21 protein-coding genes and 1 pseudogene are annotated in these 24,639 nt (G+C 65.0%); 6 read left to right on the top strand and 16 right to left on the bottom strand.

The features are described 5' to 3' along the window. Positions 1 to 448: 448 nt before the first annotated feature. From HYG77_RS39545 to HYG77_RS11510, 11 genes are all read right to left on the bottom strand, one after another. On the bottom strand, positions 449 to 676 hold the full coding sequence (locus HYG77_RS39545) for a hypothetical protein (protein WP_244461289.1): 228 nt from the start codon (positions 674 to 676) through the stop codon (positions 449 to 451). Continuing rightward, positions 673 to 2,043, bottom strand: a complete 1,371-nt coding sequence (locus HYG77_RS11465) for an FAD-linked oxidase C-terminal domain-containing protein (RefSeq protein ID WP_208962709.1) — start codon at positions 2,041 to 2,043, stop codon at positions 673 to 675. Before HYG77_RS11465 ends, HYG77_RS39545 begins: the two co-directional genes overlap by 4 nt. Positions 2,044 to 2,125: 82 nt before the next feature. After that, the gene (locus tag HYG77_RS11470) at positions 2,126 to 2,452 is read right to left on the bottom strand and encodes a putative quinol monooxygenase (protein ID WP_109326758.1); all 327 of its coding nucleotides are present in this window, start codon (positions 2,450 to 2,452) and stop codon (positions 2,126 to 2,128) included. Between the two features lie 70 nt (positions 2,453 to 2,522). After that, complete coding sequence (gene groL / locus HYG77_RS11475) at positions 2,523 to 4,172, bottom strand: chaperonin GroEL (protein ID WP_208962710.1); 1,650 nt, start codon at positions 4,170 to 4,172, stop codon at positions 2,523 to 2,525. A gap of 42 nt (positions 4,173 to 4,214) precedes the next feature. Further along, the gene (locus HYG77_RS11480) at positions 4,215 to 5,240 is read right to left on the bottom strand and encodes an NAD(P)-dependent alcohol dehydrogenase (protein ID WP_208962711.1); all 1,026 of its coding nucleotides are present in this window, start codon (positions 5,238 to 5,240) and stop codon (positions 4,215 to 4,217) included. Then, complete coding sequence (locus HYG77_RS11485) at positions 5,237 to 5,992, bottom strand: iron-sulfur cluster assembly protein (protein WP_208962712.1); 756 nt, start codon at positions 5,990 to 5,992, stop codon at positions 5,237 to 5,239. The genes HYG77_RS11480 and HYG77_RS11485 overlap by 4 nt, the downstream gene beginning before the upstream one ends. Then, positions 5,989 to 7,035 carry an amidohydrolase family protein gene (locus HYG77_RS11490; protein WP_208962713.1) on the bottom strand — a complete coding sequence of 349 codons (1,047 nt, stop codon included), beginning with the start codon at positions 7,033 to 7,035 and terminating at the stop codon, positions 5,989 to 5,991. Before HYG77_RS11490 ends, HYG77_RS11485 begins: the two co-directional genes overlap by 4 nt. A 77-nt stretch (positions 7,036 to 7,112) precedes the next feature. Further along, the gene (gene mimD / locus HYG77_RS11495; protein ID WP_162603180.1) at positions 7,113 to 7,454 is read right to left on the bottom strand and encodes a propane 2-monooxygenase effector subunit MimD; all 342 of its coding nucleotides are present in this window, start codon (positions 7,452 to 7,454) and stop codon (positions 7,113 to 7,115) included. Beyond that, the gene (locus HYG77_RS11500; protein ID WP_208962714.1) at positions 7,451 to 8,557 is read right to left on the bottom strand and encodes an aromatic/alkene monooxygenase hydroxylase subunit beta; all 1,107 of its coding nucleotides are present in this window, start codon (positions 8,555 to 8,557) and stop codon (positions 7,451 to 7,453) included. Before HYG77_RS11500 ends, mimD begins: the two co-directional genes overlap by 4 nt. Positions 8,558 to 8,608: 51 nt before the next feature. Further along, positions 8,609 to 9,652, bottom strand: a complete 1,044-nt coding sequence (locus HYG77_RS11505; RefSeq protein ID WP_109326749.1) for an FAD-binding oxidoreductase — start codon at positions 9,650 to 9,652, stop codon at positions 8,609 to 8,611. 84 nt (positions 9,653 to 9,736) lie between these two features. Then, complete coding sequence (locus HYG77_RS11510; protein ID WP_109326748.1) at positions 9,737 to 11,371, bottom strand: methane monooxygenase; 1,635 nt, start codon at positions 11,369 to 11,371, stop codon at positions 9,737 to 9,739. A gap of 572 nt (positions 11,372 to 11,943) precedes the next feature. Here HYG77_RS11510 and HYG77_RS11515 point away from each other — a divergent pair. Genes HYG77_RS11515 through HYG77_RS11535 form a run of 5 tightly spaced genes read left to right on the top strand, consistent with a single transcriptional unit; the run spans position 11,944 to position 17,167 of the window. Then, complete coding sequence (locus HYG77_RS11515; protein WP_208962715.1) at positions 11,944 to 13,077, top strand: ABC transporter ATP-binding protein; 1,134 nt, start codon at positions 11,944 to 11,946, stop codon at positions 13,075 to 13,077. Between the two features lie 48 nt (positions 13,078 to 13,125). Further along, positions 13,126 to 14,502 carry an ABC transporter substrate-binding protein gene (locus tag HYG77_RS11520; protein WP_208962716.1) on the top strand — a complete coding sequence of 459 codons (1,377 nt, stop codon included), beginning with the start codon at positions 13,126 to 13,128 and terminating at the stop codon, positions 14,500 to 14,502. Further along, a complete protein-coding gene (locus HYG77_RS11525) occupies positions 14,499 to 15,374 on the top strand; it encodes a metallophosphoesterase (RefSeq protein WP_208962717.1) in 876 nt (291 codons plus the stop codon). The genes HYG77_RS11520 and HYG77_RS11525 overlap by 4 nt, the downstream gene beginning before the upstream one ends. A gap of 10 nt (positions 15,375 to 15,384) precedes the next feature. Next, entirely contained in the window at positions 15,385 to 16,344 is a 960-nt protein-coding gene (locus HYG77_RS11530) for a sugar ABC transporter permease (RefSeq protein ID WP_208962718.1), read from the top strand. Next, positions 16,334 to 17,167 carry a carbohydrate ABC transporter permease gene (locus tag HYG77_RS11535; RefSeq protein ID WP_208962719.1) on the top strand — a complete coding sequence of 278 codons (834 nt, stop codon included), beginning with the start codon at positions 16,334 to 16,336 and terminating at the stop codon, positions 17,165 to 17,167. Before HYG77_RS11530 ends, HYG77_RS11535 begins: the two co-directional genes overlap by 11 nt. Before the next feature lie 18 nt (positions 17,168 to 17,185). On the opposite strand, the pseudogene HYG77_RS11540 reads toward HYG77_RS11535, so the two are convergent. Beyond that, a pseudogene (locus HYG77_RS11540) lies at positions 17,186 to 18,117 on the bottom strand (LysR substrate-binding domain-containing protein). Between the two features lie 270 nt (positions 18,118 to 18,387). Between HYG77_RS11540 and HYG77_RS11545 the strand changes: the two are divergent. After that, positions 18,388 to 19,437 (top strand): IS110 family transposase, encoded by a 1,050-nt coding sequence (locus HYG77_RS11545; protein ID WP_208962720.1) that lies wholly within the window; start codon positions 18,388 to 18,390, stop codon positions 19,435 to 19,437. A 451-nt stretch (positions 19,438 to 19,888) separates the two neighbouring features. Here HYG77_RS11545 and HYG77_RS11550 read toward each other — a convergent pair whose 3' ends face one another. The 4 genes from HYG77_RS11550 to HYG77_RS11565 all read right to left on the bottom strand — a co-directional run bounded on the left by HYG77_RS11550 (position 19,889) and on the right by HYG77_RS11565 (position 24,536). After that, positions 19,889 to 20,482 (bottom strand): DUF2867 domain-containing protein, encoded by a 594-nt coding sequence (locus tag HYG77_RS11550; protein ID WP_109326739.1) that lies wholly within the window; start codon positions 20,480 to 20,482, stop codon positions 19,889 to 19,891. A gap of 43 nt (positions 20,483 to 20,525) precedes the next feature. After that, the gene (locus tag HYG77_RS11555) at positions 20,526 to 21,224 is read right to left on the bottom strand and encodes a M23 family metallopeptidase (RefSeq protein WP_208963358.1); all 699 of its coding nucleotides are present in this window, start codon (positions 21,222 to 21,224) and stop codon (positions 20,526 to 20,528) included. A 362-nt stretch (positions 21,225 to 21,586) separates the two neighbouring features. After that, a complete protein-coding gene (locus tag HYG77_RS11560; protein ID WP_208962721.1) occupies positions 21,587 to 24,007 on the bottom strand; it encodes an excinuclease ABC subunit UvrA in 2,421 nt (806 codons plus the stop codon). A 79-nt stretch (positions 24,008 to 24,086) separates the two neighbouring features. Then, positions 24,087 to 24,536 carry a helix-turn-helix transcriptional regulator gene (locus tag HYG77_RS11565; protein ID WP_208963359.1) on the bottom strand — a complete coding sequence of 150 codons (450 nt, stop codon included), beginning with the start codon at positions 24,534 to 24,536 and terminating at the stop codon, positions 24,087 to 24,089. Between the last annotated feature and the right edge of the window lie 103 nt (positions 24,537 to 24,639).

Here is a 24,639-nt window from a genome sequence, read left to right on the forward strand (position 1 = left end):
GTAGGGCATGCCTGGTGGGCGCTCACCACGACCACGCCTTGGGAAACTGCGATCTGCAGCCTGAGTTGGTTCAGACCGGGTAATGCATTCCGGCAGATTCAGGACGCTTCCTACCGGGGCTGGGAGCTGCTACCTCACGGCTGTGTGTCCTGGGCTACGGGCCGCCGGCGAACCCCGGTGAGTGCTTCCAGTGCGCACAGCAGGTCGGTCATGGTGAGCGTGCTCGACACCGGGAGCGGCTGCGGTTCGGGGGCGGGACGGCATTGTGGTCGCGGGACGGGGTTCACAGGCATCGTCGTGGCCTTTCGTCGGGGATGGTCACCGGTGTGCTCAAAGGAGGTAGCCGTTCGGCGCACACGGCGAGAAGTCGTTGACGGAGGAAGTCATCGATGGCAATGAATCGGCGTGTGGCCAGATAGCGCAGGCGTTCGAAGTGCCGAGCCTCGTTTCACCCGAAGGCGATGAAGATGTCTTCGGCGCTGCCGCAGCCGAAATGCACCCATCGGGCCGCGAAGTCCAGCACGAAGTCGTCGTTCTCGTCGGATCGGGCCGCCGGGAGGACAACTGGATCGATATTTGCGCAAGCGTCCACTGCATCGGGCGACGACTGCGTGGGTATCGCGATCCGCGATCGGGATGGGTGCAGATCCATGCCGGGTGCTTTGGTGGCAGTCATATCGCGCGTCCCGGATTGAGAATCCCAGGAGGGTCGAACACCGCCTTGATCTGACCCATCAGCACTCGCTCGTGTGTGCCTACCATCGTCTCGAGGTAGTTGCGTTTGAGATCACCGACGCCGTGCTCCCCCGTGATCGATCCGCCCAGCGCCAAGCACCGGGTGACCATCTCGTCGAAGGCGCGGTAGGCACGGTCGGATGCGTCGCGGTCGGCTGCGTCGAACACGATCGTGGGGTGGAGGTTTCCGTCCGCGGCGTGTCCGAAGGTGCCGACGAAAAGATGGTGGCGGTCCGCGATACGGCTGATGGCGTCGAGCATGTGCGGTAGCCGGGGCACCGGCACTGCCAGGTCGTCGAGCAGCGTACTGCCGCAGCGTTCGAGGGCGGTCAACGCGACACGCCGAGCCTGCATGAGCCCGTCGCTTTCGACCGGGTCGGTGGTCACGAAAAGTTCGGTCGCCGCACAACTGCGGCATGCTTCGGCGATGCGATCGGTTTCCGCCTCCGCGGCCTCGCCGTCGCACTGGATGAGTAGCAGCGCACCGGCGCTCTCGTCGAGGCCCATCTGGGTCATGTCGTTGACCGCGGTGATCGTGTTGTGGTCCATGAGTTCGACCAGGCTCGGGTCGGCCACGTTCTGAATCGCCATTACCGCGTTGACGGCCTGGACGGGGTCGGCGAACGCCGCCACCACAGTGGATGCGTGCGCCGGTTTTCTGCGCAACCGCATGGTCGCCTCGACGATGACGGCAAGAGTGCCCTCGGACCCGACCAGCAGTTGCGTGAGGTTCAGGCCGGCGACGTTCTTGCGGGTGGCTGCACCAGTATGGATGATCCGGCCGTCGGCGAGCACCGCTTTTATCCGGGCGACGTGATCGCCGGTCACCCCGTATTTGGCGCAACAGGGCCCACCGGCGTTTGTCGCGAGGTTCCCACCGATCGTGGAGATGGCGCGACTGCCGGGGTCGGGCACATACCAGAGTCCTCGCTCTGCTGCTGCGGTAGCGAGGTCGCCGTTGACGACACCGGGTTCGACCGTCGCGGTACGGGACTGCTCGTCGATTTCGAGAATCCGGTTCATTTTCTCGGTACTCAAGACAATGCACCCCTCGAGCGCATTGGCACCGCCGGCAAGACCGGTCCCCGCACCTCTCGTGACAACCGGAATCTTGTACCGGTAGGCAGTCTGCAGCGTCGTCACGACGTCGTCGACCGTCCGGGCGCGAACCACTGCCATCGGTTGACCGGATGGCGAGAGCAGCGCCTGATCGCGGGTGTAGGCGATCATGGTGTCTCCGTCGGTCACCACAGCATCGCCGAGACCCGCAACCAGATCCGCTACGGGGCCGGTCGTCACCACGGTCATGCCTTGTCCTTCCGCACTGTTGTGTGTCCGTCACGGGTGCACCACACCGGGGTTTGCCTGGCCCGGTGTGGTGCGTGGCGCATTACGAAGCGATGTCCAACTCGCCCATACGGGACCAGTCGTCGCCGGGAAGCTCGGTGTGGAGGATGCGCGGTGTCTCGCTCAGTGCCGGGCGCATCGCGTCCAATCCCTTCCGGAAGTGGTCCGCATTGACATGGTCGGAACCGGCCTGCCCGTCGGCGAATGCCTCGATCAGCACGAACTCGGCGGGATTGTCGGCGCTGCGGTGCCATTCGAACCAGAGATTGCCCGGTTCCGATCGGGTCGCGTCGGTGAACTCCTTGGTGATGAGCAACCAGTCGTTCTGGTGTTCGTCGAGGACATTGAACTTCACCACAATGAAAATCACTCTGCTTCACTTTCTTTCGGGCGAGTGGGTCACCGCCTCGCAGGACCCCGAGGCAGTGACCCACTGGTTTCTAGTAGATATTCGACGGGCGGACCATGCCTTCGGCGAGATCGCCGAAACCGGGTGCCATGATGGCACCGGGATTACCGATAACCTCCTCCACGACAGCGGTTTCGGTGGTGATCAGCAGTGCCGCGATCGAGGCTGCGCTTTCGAGTGCGGCGCGGGTTACCTTGAACGGGTCGATCACTCCGTCGTCGAACATGTCCCCGTATTCGCCGGTGAGCGCGTTGAATCCGTGCCCGAGCGGCAGGCCGGCGACCACCTCGACGACCTCGTCGCCGTCGAACCCGGCGTTGATCGCGATCCAGCGCAGCGGTTCCGGAAGAGCGCGACGCACGACGTCGCATCCGATGGCCTCGTCACCGGCCAGGTCGAGATCGGCCAATGCCCGATGCGACTGCGCCAGCGCGGTGCCACCTCCGGAGACGATTCCGGCCTCGACCGCGGCGCGGGTGGCGGCCAGCGCGTCGTCGACGCGCAGCATCCGTTCCTTGAGCTCGACACTGGTCGCGCCGCCGACGCGGATGACGGCAACACGCCCGGTGAGCCGGGCGATACGCAGTTCGAGGCTTTCCTGATCCGCCTCGATCTTGGCGCGCTCGAGCTGGGCCTCGAGCTGGGCGATGCGGGCATCGAGGAGGCGCTGGTCCCCTTGTCCGCCGACGATCGTGGTCTCGTTCTCGGTCACGGTGATGCGGTCACACGATCCGAGATGTTCGACGCTGATTTCGGACAGTTCGATGCCGGTGTCCTTGGCGATCACGTGCCCACCGAGTGCCACGGCGAGGTCTTCGAGCTCGGCGACGCGGCGATGGCCGAAACCGGGGGCACGCACGACCACCGACTGCATGGTCTTGTGCATGTTTCCGCCGACGAGCAGCTGCAGGGCCGGACCGTCGACGTCCTCGGCCAGTACCACCAGCGGTCGGTCGGCACGTTTGGCCACCTCGATGCTCGGCATGATGTCCTGGACCTGGGTGATCTTCTTATTCGTCAGCAGGATCAGCGGATTGGTGTGCACCGCTTCCATTCGCTCCGGGTCGGTGACCATGTAGCCGGAGATGTAGCCGTGATCGAACTCGATGCCGTCGACGATGTTGACCGACAGCCCGAGGGTGTCGCTCTCCTCGGTCGTGACAACCCCGGACTTGCCGACGTAATCAACCGCCGTCGAGATGGCGTGCCCGATCACTTCGTCGTCGCTGGCGGCGAGGGTTGCGATCCGGTGCAGTTCACTCTGCCCCCCGATCTGGGAGGCCTGCTCGCGGAGGGAATCGACGACCACGGACACGGCCCGCTCGATGCCGCGCCGCACCCGCATGGGGTTGGCGCCGGCATCGACCGAGCGCAGACCCTCGCGGACCATGGCCTGAGCGAGCACGGTGGCGGTGGTGGTGCCGTCGCCGACCACACCATTGGTCTTCATCGCCACCTCCTTGACCAACTGGGCACCCATGTTGGCGAAGGGTTCGCGGAGCTGGATCTCGCGGGCAATGGTCACGCCGTCGTTGGTGATCGTCGGTGGCCCGGTGAGCTTTTCGAGCACCGCGTTGCGCCCCTTGGGGCCGAGGGTCACCTTGACCGCGTCGGCGAGGGCGTTGACGCCCTGCTCGAGGCGGGCTCGGGCGTCCGTGTTGTACCGCAGCTCTTTCGCCATGGCTGATGTTCCTTTCGTGCTTTCTTTCGCGGAGAGATGCGGTTAAGGGACGAGGATCGCCCGGCCGCGGACCCGACCGGCATCGAGATCGTCGAGAGCTTGCTGGAAGTCCTCGAGCCGGTACCGGGTGGTGTGCAATGTGACCTTGCCCTGGGCGGCGAGGGTCATGAGCTCCTGCAGGTCGTTGTAGGAGCCGACGAGGTTCCCGATGAAGTTGATCTCGGTGGAGATCACGTCGATGGTCGGGACGTCGAGGTTCTCGCCGTATCCGACGACGTAGTAGTTCCCGGCGCGGCGCAGCATCGCGATCCCTTCGGCGGTGGCGCCGCCTTCGCCGACGAAGTCGACGACGGCTTCGGCACCGTGCCCGCCGGTCAGGTCGAGCACCTGCTGGATGTGGGTGCCGTCGGCGACGATGCCGTGGTCGGCGCCGATCTTCACGGCGAGGTCGACGGCCGCGGGGTTACGGTCGAGCACGACCACGGTGACCCCGGAGATCGCCTTCAGGACCTGGATGCCGATGTGGCCGAGTCCGCCTGCCCCGATCACCACGCACACGTCTCCGGGGCGAGTGGTCCTGGCGACCTTGGCGACGGCGTGGTACGCCGTCAGGCCCGCGTCGGCGAGGGCGGCGACGTCGGCGGGTTCGAGCGAGTCGTCGATCCGGACCACACTGCGGGCGGTGGTGCGCAAATACTCGGCGTATCCGCCGTTGGTGTCGATGCCGGGGAACTTGCTGTTCTGGCAGTGGACGTCGTCACCGAAACGGCACGCCCGGCACAACCCGCACGTGATCAGCGGGTGCAGGATCACCCTGTCGCCGACCACCACGTTGGTGACGGCGTCACCCACCGCGTGGACCCAACCGGCGTTCTCGTGACCAATTGTGTACGGCAGTGCGACACCGGACTTCTCCTCCCACTGCCCCTCGAGAACATGCAGGTCGGTACGGCACACACCCGCGCCGCCGATCCGCACGATGACATCGAGGGGACCCTCGATCGTGGGTTCGGGAATATCGGTGAGCTGCAGCTTGGTGTGGTATCCCACCACTTGCACGGCCTTCATCGCGGGCTCCTGGTTCTGAGATCGGTGATTCGCGGAGTGCTGCCGACGGATTCGCTGTCGGCGTAGCGGGTGGCGAGCAGGCCGCGGCAGAAGTGGGCGTTGCCTTCCATCGAAATGCGCACCGACTTGGCGAACCGCAGCCGCATCGGCACCGACTCCGCGGAGATGCGTTTGCCGGCGTCGTCGACGAACACTGGGCTGGCCGGGCAGATGCTCAACCCGATGCCGATTCGGCGTCGCAGCAACGCGGCCTTCGCTTTTCCGGGGGCGAGGTCGCTGAGAACGAGTCGGTAGATCTCGTTCACACCCATGTCGGTGGTCTTCAGGTGCGCCTCGACACAGCGTTCCATCGCCCCGGCATGTGCCTTGGACCGAAACGTTCGGCGCAGTTCGTGCAGACTCTCCTCCGCCTCGGAGCCGAACGTTCCGACGTATCCGGCGTCGGCTGCGAGGCCGGTGTTGATCTTGTCGCTGTCGTGGTGGTCGTCGAGCAGCACCCGAACCTCGCCGATGTCCTCGATCAGGCGCAGGGCGTCGAGGGCGTCGGAGGCCATGAGGTAGGCGAAGTTCGGCGAGCAGAACGCGGTGGGCAGCCGCAGGTGCACGGTGACCCCGTCATCGTCGAGGGTGACCGACCGGACGAAACCGAGTTCGGTGATCGGCTCGTCCAGTTCCGGGTCGGTGACCGTCGACAAGGCCATCAGAACGTCCTCTTCGGTGCAGACGACGGCGGCGGTGGTGGTGGTGGTCATGACGACACGGTTTCCCGCGCCCCGGCAGCGACCTCCACACCTTCCTGCCCGGCCGGCTCGGCCAGTTGCAGGTCCGCGGGAACGTCGATGTCGTACAGCGCTGCGGCGTTGAGGCCGAGGATCTTCTGCTTCTGTTCGACGGTGATCGGGGCGTACTCGCCCTGCATGTCCTCGGGGATCTGGAAGTCGACGAACTTCTCGATCAGCCATTTCGGGGTCCACAGTGCGTAGTCGCTGCCGAACAGGATCTTGTCCTCGCCGATCCAGTAGAGCAACTCACCGATTATCTGGGCGAAGTAGCGGGGCCGGGTGTGGATGAACGGCAGAGCCACTGCCAATCCGCCGTAGACGTTCGACTCCTGGGTGGCGATCCAGCAGAAGTCCTCGAGCCGTGGCAGACCCACATGTTCGACGACGAAGCGCAGGTCCAGGTAGTCGGTGGCGACCTTGTCGACGTCGGAGACGTCGAAGGCGTCGCGGTCGAGGGGACGGATCGTCGGGCCCTTGTGTACGTGAATGTTCTTGATACCCAGCTTGATGCACTCTTCGAGGTAGCGCCGCGACCACGGGTCGTCGAGTTTGTAGCCGCGGGAGTCGCCGTGCCATTCGGCGGTGTAGAGCTTGACGCCCTGCAGGTTCATCCGGTCGGCGTCCTTGCGGAGTTGTTCGAGCCCGGCCTCCTCGTGCCGTGGGTCGTAGGCGTGGTTGTAGGTGAGCTTGCCGGGGTGTTTGGCGACCAGGGCGAGTGCTTCGTCGGTTTGCCCGAATCCGTTGTGGTAGAAGTCGCTGAGTAGGGTGGCCTGAAAGATCGCGTGGTCGACGTATCCGTCCACGAAGATGTCGCGTTCGAAGCGTTCGCTGCCGTAGTACGTGTAGGTGTCGTAGTCCCACACGACCTCTTCGGGGCTGAGGTTCTTGTGGTAGTCGTAGAAGCAGTCGATGAACTGCTTGCCGTGCACGTTCTTCTGGTTCGACTTGCGACCGTCCCAGATGTGTACGTGGCCATCCACGATGAAGTATTTCCGACCGTCCTTCTGATACATCGCGTCCTCGCTTGGTCCTGGTTTTCGGGTGGGCTGGGGGTGTCCGGGGCCACCTGAGTGGCCCCGGACAGCTGCGGTCAGTGCTCGGTGAGGTCGAATCCGATGTACTCGGCGGCGTCTTCGGGGCTGGCGAACAGCAGGGTCTTGTCGTCGAGGTGAACCATGCGCCCGTAATGGGTGGAGCTGATCTCCTCGAAGATGGAGCCGTCGAACTCCTCACCGAGAGCGTCGGTGAGTTCCTCGTAGTCGAAACTCAGCAGCTTCTGGCCGTCGACGCGGATCATCGACGGGTACTCGGTCAGCTCGACACCGTCCTTGGCGCCCATCACCTCCGCGACGACGCGGCCGATGGGGGTGTTCATCAAGGTGACGCCACACATGTTGGAGAACTCGGTGGTCGATCCGAATTGCATGGTCACTGGTCCAACTCCTTGGGTATGTCGAGCCCGAGGTCCTCGAGCAGGGAACGGAACTTCGCGGTTGCGGCGTCCAGACTGGTGGCGAAGGTGACTGCCTTGTCGGCCGGCTGCGACCAGATCGGCTGCAGCGCCCGGGCGGCGGCGAGGCACCGGGGCACCCAGGTGGCAAGCCAGGTGCCGAACAGCTCCTTGTTGGTCTCCCCGTGTTCGGGGTCGCGGGTGAGCAACCGGAAGAGGTTGCGGGTGTAGTTGAGGTCGCGGTCGTAGTCGTGCTCGCCGGTACCGACGATGGTGGGGGTGATGTAGTCACCGTTGCCGGCGGCGATCTGCATGACCAGTTCGGTGCGGAACAGCGATCCCACCAGCTGTTCGAAGACGATGTTCGAGGCGAACAGCAGCTCACACCAATCGGGAACCGCGGTGAGCCGCTCGACGACCTCGCGGGTGGGTTGCCACTCGGGAGCGGACTGCCACACCTCTTGGTGCGCGGCGCCGTCGAAGTCCTCGGTGGCCTCGGACAGGTCCAGGTTGAACAGTGCCAGGTCCTGGGCGAAACGCATCTTGTGGGCGGCGTTCACCGCGACGGCGGTGTTGATCATGTTGGTCGGGCAGGACCGCTGGATGGAGGTGAACACGTGGAGCGCCAACCCGTTCTCGGCGTGCATCCACGCCCCCAGGTTGCGGGAGATGAACGTCAGCCACGGTGTGTTCCAGCCGTCGTAGACCCGGGCGCGTTTGGCGTTGGACAGGCACAGTTCGACCTGGTGGACGACCTTGGAGTTATTACGGAAGATGGTCTGGTCCCACTCCTCGTTCGGGTCGAGGAAGGCGTGCCAGTTCGACGACTTCGCGGCCGTCCACTCCTGCGGATAGCCGCCGGGGCCGTCACCGAAGCCGTAGATCCAGCCCTGGGAGAGGTGGCGGTCGGGGTCGGGCTGGACGTCGACCGTGACGTCCTCGTACATCGTCGACCGCTTCTTGGCCGGCGTGTAGTAGGTGAAGGTGCGGCTGCGGGAGCTGGGGAATTCCAGTGCACCAGCCTCGGAGTCGGTGAACTCGATCTTCGGAAAGCTCCGCTGCTTGGGCTCGGAAGTTGCGGTCATCTCGTTTCTCAGTTCTGTCGGTGAAGCAGGATGGTGGTTTTCTCGGGGCGCCTAATCGAATGCGGGGCTGGTGAACTTGTCATAGAAGATCTGGTCGTGCGGGGTGCCCTCCGCCTCGAGCAGTTCCAGGGCTGCGTCGACCATCGGCGGCGGCCCGCACAGGTACACCTCTGCACGACCGAGCTCAGGTTCGCAGCGGCTCACGACATCGGTGACATTGCCGTCCTCGACGGCAATCGCACCCCCCGGCGCAGGGTCCATCGACTCCGACAGGCAGGCCACGAACGTGAAGTTCGTCAGTCGCTGTCCGAGCTCGAGGATCTCGTCGAGATAGAACAGGTCCTGCGGGGTGCGGGCACCGTAGTAGAAATGCACCTGCCGGGTGTTGCCCGTCTCGCTCATGTGCCGCAGCAGCGACAGCAGCGGAGCCATCCCTGCGCCGCCGCCGATGAAGACCATCGGCAGGACATGGCCTTCCTTGATTGTGAACGACCCGTACGGTCCCGTCAGGGCGATCTCGTCACCCACTGAGATCCCGTCCTCGAGCAGGCCGGCGAACTTGCCGCCGGGATATTTTTTGATCAGGAACTCGACATGCCCCGGCGTCGATTGGGTTGTCGCCATGGAGAAGGAGCGATGTTCGTCGGTTCCCGGGATGTGCAGGTCCGCATACTGGCCGGGTTTGAATTCGTACGCCGCGGGTTCGATGGGCGCCAGCCGCAGCGACACGATGTCCTTCGTCATCGACTCGATTGCGGTCACCTGGGTGCGCACATCCTGGATGGGGACGCCCCCGAGGAGTTCGTCCTCGTCGAAGTTGAGCAGTTCGATGGTGCAATCGCTGTAAGCGGTGGAACGGCACAGCAGGACGTGTCCGTCGTCGACCTCGGCGTCGTTGCACGCAAACGTCGAGTAATTCTCCATCTGGATATCGCCGTCGAGAACAAACGACTTGCAGGCCGAGCACCGCCCCTCACGGCACCCGTGCATCAGGTGAATGCCCTGCCGGAATGCCGCATCGAGGATGTACTCGTCCTCGCCGACTTCCATCTCGATATCGACGGGCTCGAAGTTGATTACGTGCTTGTCGGCCACGGGGTCTCTCCTGTGCTTGTGAAGTGAATGGTGAGGCGGTGGGTGGCGCCGGAAGTGGCCGCGGCGCCACCCACCGGGCCTGTATCAGGCCGGAACTGCGCCGCCGGCGCGGTACGCGGCAATGTGCGCGTTGCGTTCGGCGTCCGACATCTCGTTCAAGAGCACATTCGGGCTCTGGAACGTGTTGCCGCGGACGTCGTCGAGAGTCCACAACTTCTTCGGATCGTCCAGATGCAAGTGCGGCTGACCGACGAGGGTCTTGCCGTCATCGCGGACATAACCCAGATCCTGCACGATGTCAGCGAGGTCCTTACCGTGATGCAGGGTCTCCCATTCACGGAACCCGGTGAGCCGCCCCATGTTCGGAGTCGGCTTGCCCTGGTACTCGCTGCGGAACGCGACGGCGTCGGTCCAGTAGCAGGTCTCCGAGCAGTAGGTCCGCCACTGCTCGTCGACCTTCTCCACGACCATGTCCTCACGAATGAGCGCGGGCACCATGCACGTCCAGCAGCGGTGCGGGTACTGGTACCCGACCTCCTCGAACGCGATCGGCTTGTTGCGTCCGGGGTAGGCGAGGCGGTTGTACTCCTCCCACCACTTGCCGTACTTCGAGTACCAGCCCGGGTACTTGTGCTCGAACCACTCGAAGTCCGTGTCGGTCATCGCATCGATCCGCCAGTAGTTGACCGGCCACCCGGTGGCGAAGAAACGCGCTACCTCGTGGACGTAACCCTTCTCGGTGATCCGCTTCCACGCCTCTTCGACCAGGTCGTGCGGGATCGTCAGGCCGTACTTTTCGAGCGGGATGAGGTAGCTGCGGTAGTAGTCGTCGTAGATCCACCGCCGCCACATCTCGGCGTAGCTCTCCCGGTCCTTGCGACGATCCTTGGTGCCGTACTCGATGAAGGTGCCGATCGCGGCGTCGACGACGCAATGGTTGTTCCACCACGCGTACCGCAGGTCGCGTTCGAGCAGGGGACGGTTGCGCTCGTCGGCGAGGGCCATCAACAGGATCGAGTAACCGTTGGAGATGTGCCGCGATTCGTCGGACTGCACCGAGTGAAACACGGTGGGCAGCAGGTAATCACCGTTGGCGGCTGCCTCGTCGGGCATGGCCACGAACAGGGTGTTCGTGAACGCGGTTTCGGCAACCACGGTCAGATAGATGTTCGCCGAGGTGATCGCGTCGCCGGTAATGAAGCCTTCGCCGAACTGACGGCCGATGGTGCCGGCGTAGTTGTTCGCAAACGCCTTCTCCGTCATATCGAACCCGGCGGGATCGATGTAGTTGTTCATGTACAGCTTCTTGAGGTTCATCTGGATCGTCGAGTGCCGAACCTCGTCGATCATCTGCACCGCGAGCCCGTTGTGAATCTCCGGGTTCGGCACGGCGTCGATGGCCATCGGCATCGCACGGGCGGCCGAAATCTCCGGGAACGGGATGATCGACAGGAACAGCTTCTGCCATTCGAGCCAGCGCTGCTGAACCTGGCGGAACATGTTGCCGCGGATGGCGCCGTCCATGGCGCCGTACACGCGGTTGTCTTTCTCCTCCTCCATCGGGAAGTAGGACCGCATTATCTGCTTGAGAGGGTCCTTCTTCGGAGCCTTCTCGAAGGTGTAGTCGGTGCCGAACCGGGTGGCCGGGGTCGCGAAGGTCGGATCCCATGACAGTTCGGTGATCTTCGCGTGGGCCTTTGTCAGGCTTTGCCTACTCAATGTGCGCCTCCTGAATCGGGTGCCGGCCGAGTGCCGGCGGTGGGGACGTTGTGCAATGAATTGAACCGCGTAATCCAGCTCTCGAGCGTCTCAGTGTGAGACGGGCGTCACATGGAGATGGCGTGTCGGGCGTCCACACTCAGCGCACAAATAAGACCGACCCGTCAGGGGTACGTGAGACGGCCGGGGTAAAGGTGCTGGACATCCCCGGCAGCATTTGAGAAGACCGCTCGGAGACACCGGTTGCGTCAGTTCGTACTCGAACTCGGCGAAACCCACGGTGTGGGTGGAGTCTCGCCCGTCACCGCCGAGGTCACCACCAGCTCATCGATTGCAGAAATCACCAAACACACACACCAGTAATGCTTTTCCGTTGCGCATAGAAGTGGGCTATTGCCTCCGGGGTGGCGGCGATCGCTGCTGTCGATCGCACTTGCGATGTTCTCCTATTGTTGCAGGCCGCCGTCACCGCGAGCGAGGGCCAACATGATCCGGCCGCGCGGCGTTCACCGGACAGTCACTGGCAACTGTTGTCGTTCCGCAAGAACGATGACGGATGTGAGGAGACGTGGGTGGCACGGATAAGACTCGACGGGGTATCGAAACGGTTCGGCACGACCCCGGTCGTGCAGGATGTGAATCTCGATATCGCGGATGGTGAATTCCTGGTCCTGCTCGGGCCCAGTGGGTGCGGCAAGTCGACGCTGCTGCGGATGATAGCCGGGCTGGAGTCGCTGTCGACGGGGCGGATTCTGCTCGACGATGTCGATGTCACCGCGACGCCGCCACGGCACCGGGACGTGGCAATGGTGTTCCAAAGCTACGCCCTGTATCCACATCTGACCGTCGCGAAAAACATCGGCTTCCCGTTGCGCACCCGGGGCCGCTCGCGGCAGCAGATTCGGGAGAAGGTCACCGACGTGGCGACGGCCCTCGGTCTGATCGAACACCTCGACCGGCGGCCGGGCGCCCTCTCGGGTGGGCAGCGTCAGCGGGTCGCGCTCGCGCGGGCGATGGTGCGCGAGCCGGGCGCGTTCTTGATGGACGAGCCGCTGTCGAACCTCGATGCGGCGCTGCGCAGTGCCACCCGGACCGAACTGACCTCTCTACATAGGCGGTTGGCCACCACATTCCTGTATGTCACCCATGATCAGGTCGAGGCGATGACCATGGCCTCGAGAATCGCACTGCTCAACGGGGGGCGGGTCGAGCAGATCGGGACCCCCTCCGAGTTGTACGACGCTCCGCGGTCGACGTTCGTCGCCGCATTCCTGGGGTCCCCGCCGATGAACCTGATCGACGCGACGATCGTCGACCGGGCGGGTGAGCTGCATGCCGTTGCCGACGGGCTCGACGCACCGCTCGGGCTACCAGCCGGCGCGGCTTCGTGGCCCCGGGCGGTCACGGTCGGGATCCGACCCGAACGGCTGCACTTCGATACCCCCGACGCCCGCCTGCGCGGTGTCGTCACCGCAATCGAGAACCTTGGCGGCGACGAGATCGTGCACATCAGTGTGGGCGCCACCAGTCTGGCGGTGCGGGCGCCGCGGCCCGTTCCGGTTCGGGTCGGCGACGCCACCGGACTCGATGTCGACCCCCGCGACCTCCACCTGTTCGAATCCGGCACCGGATGCCGCCTGCTCTGGCGGCCCCCACACGAGCACGGGGCATCCGTCCCCGAGGCTTCCTCCCTGTCAGTGGCCTGAGCCTGGCCACTGAATTCGCTCGCCTTCCACACATCACAGGAGACAACAGTGAAGAAGACCTTGCCCGCGCTGGTCGCGCTCGCGACCAGCGCTGCAGTCCTGACCGCCTGCGGCGGCCTGGGCACCACCACCACGGACTCAGCGGCGAGCGGTTCCGGTCCGGTCCCGGAACTCGCTTCGAATCAACAGGTGTCGATCGTGTTCGAAAGCTACAACTACGGCATGGCGGGGGCGTGGACCGACACCTTCAACGCCCTGATCGCCGATTTCATCAAACAGAATCCGAACATCCACGTCACGGCGCAGAAGCCGCAGGGCAACAGCCCGAACCCGGCCACCGACACCGTCTCGAGCATCCAGAGCCAGACGGTGGCCGGATCGCCCCCGGACGTCGCGCAGCTCGGCTTCAGTGACCTGGACTTCACGATCCATCAACTGGGGGCCAAGCCCCTCGACGATCTCGTCGGCAAGGATGCGGTGCAGAAGAATTTCGACGGTGCGAAGCACCCTTACGCTGCGACCGCACGCGATCTCGGCGACTGGGAAGGCACAACCTACGGCGTGCCGTTCGTCTTTTCCACCCCGGTGTTCTATTACAACGCAACGTTGTTCGAGCAGGCGGGCCTCGACCCTGCCAACCCGCCGACCACGTGGGATCAGGTCGCCGACGCCGCGGCGGCTATCACCTCGAAGACGGGCAAGGGCGGGGTGTACCTGGACTGCCTGACCAAGACCGCGAAGGACTGGTGCTTCCAGAGCCTCGTCCGGTCCAACGGCGGACGGGTCATCGCCGAGGACCGGTCGTCACTCACGTTCGCTGAGGACCCCGCGGTACAGGTTGCGGACATGGCACAAAACCTGGTGCAGTCCGGTGCCACACCGAAGCTCAGCCAGCAGCAGGGTTACGAGGCCTTCGCCCGCGGTGACATCGGCATGATCCTGGAAACCAGCGCAATCCAGGGCACATTCGTCAAGGGCGCCAGGGACAAGTGGGACCTGCGCGCGACGACGATGCCTGCCTTCGCCGGCAAGACCACGGTGCCGACCAACTCCGGCGCCTCCCTGTTCACGTTCGCCTCGGACCCCGCGAAGCAGCGGGCGTCGTGGGAGCTGATCAAGTTCCTCACCAGTGAAGCGGCGTACACGAAGATCGCCCAGGGCATCGGGTACCTGCCGCTGCGCACCGGGCTCGTCGACGATCCGGCTGGTTTGCAGGACTGGGCACAGAAGAGCCCGCTTCTCGCCCCCAACCTCGCGCAGCTCGAATCGATGGAGCCATGGATCTCCATGCCCGGCGACAACTATCTGCAGATCCGCGATGGCATGATGGATGCCGTCGAGGCGATCGTCTATCAGGACGCCGAACCGAAATCCACCCTCGAGGCCGCCCAGAAGCAGGCCAGCGCGCTTCTGCCCGTCGGATGAGCACCGCAGCAGGCAGGTCCGGCGACGATCTCACGATTATTCAGCTGACCGACACTCATATCACCACCGGTGGGAAGCTTGTTCACGACGCGGTGGACACCCTCGACGCGCTACGGCGCACCCTCGACCGGATCGTCGAATCCGGTCGGCGAGTCGACGCGCTGGTCCTGTCGGGGGATCTCACCGACGACGGGGCACCGGAGGCCTATCGGCGGCTGCGTGCGGTGGTCGAGCCGGCGGCAGCGTCGCTGGGCGCTCAGATTGTCTTCGCCATGGGCAATCACGACAAGCGCACGGCTTTCTATACCGAACTTCTCAGCCTCCGTTCTGGTGACCTCGCCGCACCGTACGACACCGTGCACGACGTCTGCGGTCTGCGGATCATCGTGCTCGACAGCACCATTCCCGGTCGGCACGAGGGCGGCCTTACCGAGGAACAACTCACCTGGCTCGGCGACCAACTGGCCCTGACGAGTAGGCGCGGCACTCTCCTCGTCCTACACCATCCGCCGATTCCGTCGCCGGTCACGACGGTGAACTCCCTGCGGCTGCAGGAGCCGGACCGGCTGGCGGCGGTCGTGGCGGGATCCGACGTCCGGATGATCCTCTGCGGGCACGCACATGTGACCGGTACCGGTGCGGTGGCGGGGATTCCGGTATGGGTGGGTCCGGCACTGTCGTACCGGGTCGACCCGCTGGCGCCGGTCGGTCGGCACCGCGGCCACGCCGGGTATGGATTTACCCGCATCGACGTCCTCGGCGACACCGTAGTGGCCACTGCGGTGGAGGCGACCCCGGCCGAGGTGGTCTACGACATTCCCGAGCAGGACATGCTCGACCGGTTGCGGGCGCTCGCGCTCGGGACGGGCTGAGGAGGCGATCGTGTTCGTTGCCGTACCGGAGCTCACCGACACGCCAGTGCCTTCCCCGTCGCCGGCGGTCGTTCCGGCCGCCCGTGTCCACCCTCTCCGGAGAGTGATGCGGGCGGCCGCTCCCTACCTGTATCTCACGCCTGCGGTCGCGCTGCTGATCGTGTGGACCTACCGACCCCTGATCCAGGCAGCCCAGCTGTCGACGTACTCCTGGAATCTGCTGCCGACCACGCCGATGGTCCCCGTCGGCGCCGACAATTACCGGCGGCTGCTCGAGCTGCCGACCTTCGGGGACTCGGTCTGGCGGACCGTCGTCCTCGTCGTCGGCCTGCTGCCGTTCACCTTGGTGCTCCCGGTCGTGGTCGCGTTCGCGACCCGCGGCGTCCGTGGGCGCTCTCGCGCGGTCTATCAGAGCCTGATCTTCGCGCCGTTTCTCGTCGCCCCGGTGGCGAGCGCGGCCGTGTGGCAGTGGTTGCTGGACCCCGGTGCAGGGGTGATCAACCGGGTCTTGGGGTCGGACACCAACTGGATCCGCGAACCAGCCACGGCACAGTGGGTGATCGTGCTCATCACCGGTTGGCACTTCATAGGGTTCGCGGTGCTGGTGGTCTCGGCCGGCATGGCCGGCGTCAGTGGCCACTACGCTGAAGCGGCGCAGGTAGACGGCGCCACCCGGCGCCAGATCGATTGGTGGATCACCTTGCCGCTGCTCTTCCCGACCCTGGTGTTCCTCGCTCTGATGACGGTGCTCCTCAGCGCCCAGTGGACGTTCCCGCTGATCGACACTCTCACCCAGGGCGGACCGTCGCAGGCGACGACCAACATCTACTACCTGTTGTGGGACTACGGCTTCCACAGCTTCGACGCCGGACTCAGCGCCGCCGCCGGAGTGCTGCTGTTCGTAGGCTTCGGTCTCATCGCGGGTGTTCTCGTGTGGCTCTCGGAAAGGATTTCGTTCCATGACGACTAGCGAGTCACCCGTTTCCGAGCCGTTGTGGCGGCGGGCATGGGGACATGCCGTCCTCGTCGCCATCGCCCTCGCGTGCATATTTCCCATCTACTGGCTGCTCGCGACGTCACTGCGACGGCCCGACGACGTCGGCTCCCTCTCCCCCGTTCCGTGGCCGCTGTCGTTGGGCAACTATGTGGACGCGGTCGAGAAGGTCGACGTGATCGGACTGCTCGTCAATACATTCGCCGTATCGGCGGTCTCGGCGGTGGGTCAACTCTTCGTGGCCCTGCTCGCCTCGTACGCGTTCGCGATGTATTCGTTCCGCTTCCAGCGGCTGTTGTATCTCGCCTTCGTCTGGACCTGGTTGGTGCCCTTTCAGGTCACGATGCTTCCCAACTATGTACTGCTGTACCAGCTGGGGCTGATCAACAACCTTGCCGGGGTGATCGTGCCGACGCTGTGCTCCGCGCTGGGTGTCCTGATGCTCCGGCAGCACCTGGACAGCTTCCCGAAGGAGCTGGTCGCGGCAGCGAAGATGGACGGACGTTCGTCATGGTCGATCCTGTGGACCGTAGTGGTACCGAATCTGCGTCCTGCATTGGCGGCTCTTTCTATCCTGCTGTTCATCAATGCCTGGAACGAATACTTCTGGCCGGCGGTGGTCCTGCAGCGCAGCAATTCGGTCGTTCAGTTGGGGTTGAGGAGTTTCATGGGAACCGAGGGCAACGACTGGGGGCCGATGATGGCCGTCGCCGGTCTGGCGTGCCTACCGGTGTTCGCGCTCTACATCGTCCTGCAACGGCACATCGTCAATGCGTTCGTTCGGTCCGGACTGAAGTAGATTCAGCTGATAGCCCAATCAGATCGCAGCAAGGGCGTTTTCGGGCCTCGACGACCCTTCGCCATGACCGATGCAGTCGAGGAAGGAGAACACCGCAGGATTGATCGCGTCCGCGCGCCACACGGCATACAGGTCGATCATGGGGGTCGGATCGAACAACTTCACCGCCACCGTGCTGGTGCCCATCGCGAGCAACCCCCCGGACGAGGCGCGCGGCTGGGAGGCGAACCCCACCAAGGATTTGACCGACACCATATGCGCCGTCGCTCCCGGATCGTCCGCCAGCTGAACGACGTTGAGCGAAATTTTGCTGTCGCCGCGGCGCAGAAAATCGAGTCGTACATGGCCGGGCACTGCTCGCGAGTGAACAGAACACAAGACTGAGCGGCGAGTTCGGCGAACGGTACACCAGCCCTCCCGGCCCAGCGGTGCCCTGCTCCGACGACAGCCACCAGCGGAATATTGCGCAGCACGAGTCGGGACCGGAATTCCGCGCTGCGGGGATGTCCGTACACCAGGCTGATGTCGAGGCGACCGTCTGCAAGATCGTCGAGTTGCGGACCAGTACGCCTCTCCCATAGGGACACTACGACATCGGGATGGGCGGCAGTCATCCTCACCAGAGCCGAGGGCAGCACGTGCCGACTGGCAGGCAGGTTGTATCCGATGTTCAACGTGCCCGATCGTCCCTCCGCAGTGGCCTTGGCAATCTGTGCGGCCTTGTCCACCTGAGCGATGATCGAACGCGCCTGCCCCTCGAACTCCCTGCCTGCGACCGTCAGCTTGACCTCGTGCGAGGTCCGCGCCACCAAACGCACTCCGAGCGACTTCTCCAGCTTCTGCAGGTGCGCGCTGAGCGAGGGTTGGGTGAGATGCAGCCGCGTTGCGGCTCTGCCGAAATGTAATTCCTCGGCTATAGCGATGAATGAGACGAGATGTCTGAATTCCACAGTCACTCCCCGATAGCCCTTGCCTGAAAGGCTAGCGGGGTGCCATAACTCCAGGTGAACTGCGCGAACACGCGTCGAGCAGTGCTCATGAGCATTGCGTGAATGATCCGCTGATTTCTGACAATTGGGTTAGACAGTATGAGGGTATGGGCTGGGGCCCACTCCACATGTGAACGTGGGTTGCCGACAGGAAACGGGTCCTGGCCGGTAGAGCCACAAGATGTGGGAGGCCCCAGCAATGAATCATTGCGTACGAGCGTCGGATTGGATGTGCACGCACGATCGGTCGTCGCGTGCGGCCTCGACGGGCGGACCGGTGAGCTGTTCGAGCGCCGATTGACGCCCGATCATCGCGACATACTCGAGTGGATCCGGTCGTTGCCGGATCCGGTGAAGGCGACGTACGAGGCCGGGCCCACCGGGTTCGGGCTGGCCCGTTTCCTGGACACTGTCGGCATCGAGTGTCTGGTGGCCGCACCCTCGAAGCTGCAGCGCCCGTCCGGTGATCGGGTCAAGACCGACGTGCGAGATGCACGGCATCTGGCGAGATTGCTGCACCTCGATCAGATCACCCCGGTCACGGTGCCGAGCGTGGCGCAGGAGGCCGCCCGGGATCTGGTGCGCGCCCGCGAGGACGTGCGCCGGGATCTGATGGCGGCTCGGCACAGGCTGTCGAAACTTCTTCTGCGGCAGGGAATCGTCTACTACGGCGGGCACGCGTGGACGCAGGTGCACGACACCTGGCTGCGCAGCCAGCATTTCGATGAGCCCGGTCTGCAGTTGGCCTACGAGACCGCGTACGACACCATGCTCGCCGCCCTCGGCCGGCGCGACCGTTTGGATGCCGCGATCACCCGGATGGCCGCCGACAGCGCCTACACCCCGGTGGTGACCCGGCTCGGGTGTCTGCGCGGGGTATCCACGTTGACCGCCTTCGGGCTGGCGGTCGAGATCGGGGACTGGCACCGGCTGACCGGCCGCTCGATCGGCGCCTACCTGGGACTGGTGCCCACCGAGTCGTCCTCGGGCGCCTCCCGCTCGCAGGGGCCGATCACCAAGACCGGCAACGGGCACGCGCGCCGGTTGCTGATCGAGGCCGCCTGGCATCACCGGCAGCCCTATCGTGCCGGGGTGGATCTGCGGCGCCGCTGGAACAAGGCCTCACCGGCGGCCCGAGCCCGCGGGCAACGGGGCAACCGGCGCCTGCACGAACGCTGGGCCGGGTTCGACGCCCGCCGCAAGCGTCCCGTGCTGGCGAACACCGCCATCGCCCGCGAGCTCGCCGGGTGGTGCTGGTCGTTGGCCGTGCTCGACGACTGACCACGGGGCCTTCCCCGTCGCGGCCATTCTGGTCGTTGCTCGTCGGGCGGCAAGGTCGGTTCTCCTCGCTTGCGCTGCGGGGACTCCACCTTGCCCCCGCTCCTCGGCGACGACCGATGAGGCACTGACCAGGGGCCGGCAGGGCCTACAAACGTCCCGGATGATCACACGGTTGGTGACAACAGCGCCTGGGAGTGACCCGCGAGACAACTATGAGCAATCCTCAACTGCACGTTGGGATCACGCTCGAGGTTAGACCAGCGATCCACTCCAGCCGAACAACTGTCTTTGCGGTAGCCAACCCGCGCATATCAGACTTCGACAACGCGTCGACAACCGACACGCTCGCCACCAACCACCAGATTCATCCGGGGCCACCCGAGGCGGACGTCCACGACGACGGTCCTGGACGTCCGCCTCCTGCTGCCCTCTTGACAAATCTGCGTCCATATCAGTTGTGTCGGCGCTCAGTGCTTGCCCGCCAGGCCCGTCCGAACTCCCGCAGCATCAGGGGGTAGACGATCACATGCCGGAACGGCTTGATCGCTGCCATGTAGGCGGCCCCGAGCTTCCCGTTCCGTTTCACGAGAATGGCCATTTGGCCGCGAAAACCGCCCACCTCATCGGGCACCCAGCCGACATGGAGAATTCCGTGCACGGTCCGATTGACAGCTTCGAGCGCCCACTCGTCGTCGAGTTGGTACAGCGAGGTGAAGGGCAGCGTGTCGGAGCCGGGGCCGGCCGGGCTCGCACGCAGGTCGTCCGGCAACCGATCGGCGAGAGTGGGAGCGGGCACACGTGAACCGGCGTCCTGATCGTCAATCCCGAACACCTTGCCGAGCTCGAAGCGAATAGCGAACAACAGACGCATCGGCCACGGCCCGCGCCTCATCGGGTCGAAGGCTGTAATCACCTGCACCAGCCGGGGAAAGTCGTCCGGACCACCGGGTGTCGGTAGAGCCCACACGTCCTCGAGCCGGAAGTCACGGGTGAATTCGTGGATTCGCCAGGGCTGAGATGTGTGCGCGCTCTTCGGCAGTCTCATCTGCGCATCGTAGGATGCGCGACAACGTCTGTATACGCGTGTCTCAGCCGCCGTGTCCGGGAACGGACACTCCGCGCGAGCTGAACCAGCCGACAGGATCGATCTTGGCGCCGTTGGCCGTCCAAACCTCGTAGTGCAGGTGAGGTCCGGTCGACTGACCGCGGTTGCCCATGGTGGCGATGTGATCGCCCGCGCGGACCTGCTGCCCGACCGATACGAGCGACCTGTCGATGTGGCCGTACACGCCGATGGTGCCGTCGTCCTGCTGCAGACGGACCCACTGCCCGAACCCCGACGCCGGACCCGACTCGATCACGGTGCCGTTGGTGACGGCCTTGATCGGGGTGCCGATGGAGTTGGCGATATCGATGCCGTTGTGGTTCGTGCCCCACCGCGGGCCGAAGCCCGACGTGAAAGTACCGTCGGTCGGAAAGACGACACCCGGTCGACGCGCGGCTTCCTCAGCGGCAGCCCGTTCCGCAGCCTCGCGGGCAAGCCGCTCGGCCTCGGCCCTCGCCCGCTCGATCCGCTCGACCTCACGCTGGGTCGCCTGCTGCAGCTCGTCGGTGAAGTCGGTGAGATCCGTACGCGGGAACTGCAAGACCTGGGGTGCCATCGAGAGCGACACGCCCGCCTCCGCGGCGGTAGGCGCGATGCCGACGGCCACATCGCCGGTGGTCGCGGACGCGATCGTGCTCCCGGCCACGAGCAGTGCACTGGCGGCAAGCGGGACTGCTATCAGTCGGCCGCGAACGGTCTTCAGGTGGCGGCGTCGTAGGGCGCGCGGTGCTGGGTCGATTTTCCGGTGTCGAGACAAACCAGATTCCTCTGTCGAGCGGGGTAACCGGTAACGAATTGATCACGGTTTCGTCACAGGCTACTACGCGTTCGACAGATTTCGGCGCGTCGATTTGACAAACCCGTCCCAGACAACGCTGTTCTGTGGATTTTTGGCGGAACACTAGTCCCGCGGGCAACAACCGGCCCCAGCTGTCACGCGAAAGCGGTGACCGACCTCACAAGTTAGGTCACAGCTCGACGTCGGATACGGCTCCGACAGGCGGGAACGAGACATCCCCGCCGCCGGAGTTCCGCATAACTCGGTCAGGCGCCGACATAGGCCGCGAGATGCTCGCCTGTGAGTGTGGAGCGGGCGGCGACCAGATCGGTCGGCGTGCCTTCGAAAACGATCGTGCCGCCGTCGTGACCGGCCCCGGGGCCGAGGTCGATGATCCAGTCGGCGTGCGCCATCACCGCCTGGTGGTGCTCGATGACGATGACCGACTTGCCGGAGTCGACCAGCCGGTCGAGCAGTCCGAGCAACTGCTCGACGTCCGCGAGGTGGAGGCCGGCGGTCGGCTCGTCAAGGACGTACACACCACCCTTCTCCGCCAGGTGGGTAGCCAACTTGAGTCGTTGCCGCTCGCCGCCCGACAGCGTCGTGAGCGGCTGGCCGAGCGCCAGGTAACCGAGCCCGACGTCGGCGAGCCGGACGAGGATCTTGTGCGCGGCCGGGTTCTTCGCCTCCCCGTCGCCGAAGAATTCCTCGGCCTCGGCCACGGACATCGCGAGCACTTCGCTGATGTCGCGGCCGCCGAGGTGGTAGTCGAGCACCGCTGACTGGAACCGCTTTCCCTCGCACTCCTCGCAGGTGGTGGCGACACCGGCCATCATCGCCAGGTCGGTGAAGATGACACCGGCGCCGTTGCAGGTGGGGCAGGCGCCCTCGGAGTTGGCGCTGAACAATGCAGGCTTGACGCCGTTGGCCTTCGCGAAGGCCTTGCGGATCGGATCGAGCAATCCGGTGTACGTCGCCGGGTTGCTGCGCCTCGAGCCGCGGATGGCGCCCTGGTCCACCGACACCACGCCGTCCCGTTTGGCCAGCGAGCCGTGGATCAGCGAGCTCTTCCCCGACCCGGCCACACCGGTCACCACGACCAGCACGCCGAGCGGTACGTCGACGTCGACGTTCTGCAGATTGTGGGCGTTCGCACCACGAATCTCGAGCGAGTCGGTGGAGGCGCGCACCGCTTCCTTCAGCACGGCCCGGTCGTCGAAATGACGGCCGGTGATGGTGTCGCTGGCTCGCAGGCCCTCGACGGTGCCCTCGAAGCAGACGTGCCCACCGGCGGTACCGGCGCCAGGGCCGAGGTCGACGATGTGATCGGCGATCACGATCGTCTCCGGCTTGTGCTCCACGACGAGCACCGTGTTGCCCTTGTCCCGCAGACGGAGCAGCAGGTCGTTCATTCGGGCGATGTCGTGCGGGTGCAGGCCTGTGGTGGGCTCGTCGAAGACGTAGGTGACGTCGGTCAGCGAGGACCCGAGGTGGCGAATCATCTTGGTACGCTGCGCTTCACCGCCCGACAACGTACCCGACGGCCGGTCGAGGCTCAGGTAGCCCAGCCCGATCTCGACGAACGAGTCGAGGGTTGCGCCCAACTTCTCCAACAGGGGCGCCATCGACGGTTCCTTCAGACCGCGCACCCACACCGCGAGGTCGCTGATCTGCATCGCGCACGCGTCGGCGATGTTGATGCCCTTGATCTTCGACGATCGCGCGGCCGCACTGAGGCGGGTGCCGTCGCAGTCGGGGCAGGTGGTGAACGTGATCGCCCGCTCGACGAACGCGCGGATGTGCGGCTGCATCGCGTCGACGTCCTTGGACAGGAACGACTTCTGTATCTGCGGGATCAGCCCCGTGTACGTAAGGTTGATGCCCTCGACCTTGATTTTGGTCGGCTCCCGGTGGAGCAGGTCGTGCAGTTCCTTCTTGGTGTACTTGCGGATCGGCTTGTCGGGGTCGAAATACCCGCAGCCGCGGTAGATGCGGCCGTACCAGCCTTCCATGCTGTAGCCGGGGATCGTGAGCGCACCCTCGTTGAGTGACTTGCTGTCGTCGTAGAGAGCGGACAGGTCGAAGTCGGTGACCGAGCCCCTGCCCTCGCAGCGCGGACACATGCCGCCGGTGATGCTGAAGCTGCGCCGTTCCTTCGTCTGCTGGCCGCCGCGCTCGATGGTGACCGCGCCCGCACCCGAGATCGAGGCGACGTTGAACGAGTACGCCTGGGGCGAGCCGATGTGCGGCTTTCCGAGCCGGCTGAACAGGATTCGGAGCATCGCATTGGCGTCGGTGGCGGTGCCGACGGTGGAGCGGGGGTCGACGCCCATCCGCTGCTGGTCGACGATGATCGCGGTCGTCAGCCCGTCGAGTACGTCGACGTCGGGCCGGGCAAGCGTCGGCATGAAGCCCTGAACGAAGGCGCTGTAGGTCTCGTTGATCATCCGCTGCGACTCCGCGGCGATCGTACTGAACACCAGGGAACTCTTGCCGGAGCCGGACACACCGGTGAACACCGTCAGCCTGCGTTTCGGGATTTCGACGCTGATGTTCTGAAGGTTGTTCACCCGCGCACCCTGCACGCGGATCAGATCGTGGCTGTCGGCACGATGCTGCGCCGGCGACTTCGAGTTGTCCCCCCGCTGCGCTCGCCCCGCCCTGTCCGTCCTCGTCGCCGTGCTCATCGTGTCTCCCCTCGGTTCCGCGGGCCGCCCCTCGCGGTCTCCGTCAGCGGCGTGCGCGCGCATCTACTCGATGCCGCAGTCACGTTAGCTGTGGCTCGGGTGCCGACGCTTCTCGATTCCTGATCGGTCTGGTCACCTGTCTCACCACGCAGGACGGCATCCCCGCCGTCGCGTGCTCCGCCGCGCGGCGATAGACGCTGGGCGGAACACCGACCAGCTCGGTGAAGCGGGTGCTGAAGGTGCCCAGCGACGAACAGCCGACCGCGAAACACACCTCGGTGACACTGAGGTCGCCACGACGCAGCAGCGCCATCGCGCGTTCGATACGCCGTGTCATCAGATAGGAATACGGCGACTCGCCATAGGCCAGCCGGAACTGGCGGCTGAGGTGCCCCGCCGACATGTTCACGCCGCGGGCGAGCGCCTCGACGTCCAGCGGCTGCGCGTACTCCCTGTCGATCCGGTCGCGAACGCGGCGCAGACGTGCAAGGTCCTGCAGGTGCTGCGCTGAGGCGGGTCTGCTGGTCACCTGCTCGATCGTGCCACGCCGCACCGCAGTTGCCCAGTGCCCACCACTCCAGCCGGAAGACAGACCCGGCGGACGTGCACGCCACGCGATAGTCGCTGCAAAT

The organism is Rhodococcus sp. ZPP (assembly GCF_017656075.1).
GTDB lineage: Bacteria > Actinomycetota > Actinomycetes > Mycobacteriales > Mycobacteriaceae > Rhodococcus_F > Rhodococcus_F oxybenzonivorans.

What these genes read in the sequence shown, in the direction of transcription:
- HYG77_RS11525 (WP_208962717.1), top strand. Translation starts at nt 14,499, where the DNA reads ATGAGCACCGCAGCAGGCAGGTCCGGCGACGATCTCACGATTATTCAG.
- HYG77_RS11465 (WP_208962709.1), bottom strand. Translation starts at nt 2,043, where the DNA reads ATGACCGTGGTGACGACCGGCCCCGTAGCGGATCTGGTTGCGGGTCTC.
- HYG77_RS39545 (WP_244461289.1), bottom strand. Translation starts at nt 676, where the DNA reads ATGACTGCCACCAAAGCACCCGGCATGGATCTGCACCCATCCCGATCG.
- HYG77_RS11550 (WP_109326739.1), bottom strand. Translation starts at nt 20,482, where the DNA reads ATGAGACTGCCGAAGAGCGCGCACACATCTCAGCCCTGGCGAATCCAC.
- groL (WP_208962710.1), bottom strand. Translation starts at nt 4,172, where the DNA reads ATGGCGAAAGAGCTGCGGTACAACACGGACGCCCGAGCCCGCCTCGAG.
- HYG77_RS11480 (WP_208962711.1), bottom strand. Translation starts at nt 5,240, where the DNA reads ATGAAGGCCGTGCAAGTGGTGGGATACCACACCAAGCTGCAGCTCACC.
- HYG77_RS11535 (WP_208962719.1), top strand. Translation starts at nt 16,334, where the DNA reads ATGACGACTAGCGAGTCACCCGTTTCCGAGCCGTTGTGGCGGCGGGCA.
- HYG77_RS11560 (WP_208962721.1), bottom strand. Translation starts at nt 24,007, where the DNA reads ATGAGCACGGCGACGAGGACGGACAGGGCGGGGCGAGCGCAGCGGGGG.
- HYG77_RS11490 (WP_208962713.1), bottom strand. Translation starts at nt 7,035, where the DNA reads ATGTATCAGAAGGACGGTCGGAAATACTTCATCGTGGATGGCCACGTA.
- HYG77_RS11500 (WP_208962714.1), bottom strand. Translation starts at nt 8,557, where the DNA reads ATGACCGCAACTTCCGAGCCCAAGCAGCGGAGCTTTCCGAAGATCGAG.
- HYG77_RS11485 (WP_208962712.1), bottom strand. Translation starts at nt 5,992, where the DNA reads ATGACCACCACCACCACCGCCGCCGTCGTCTGCACCGAAGAGGACGTT.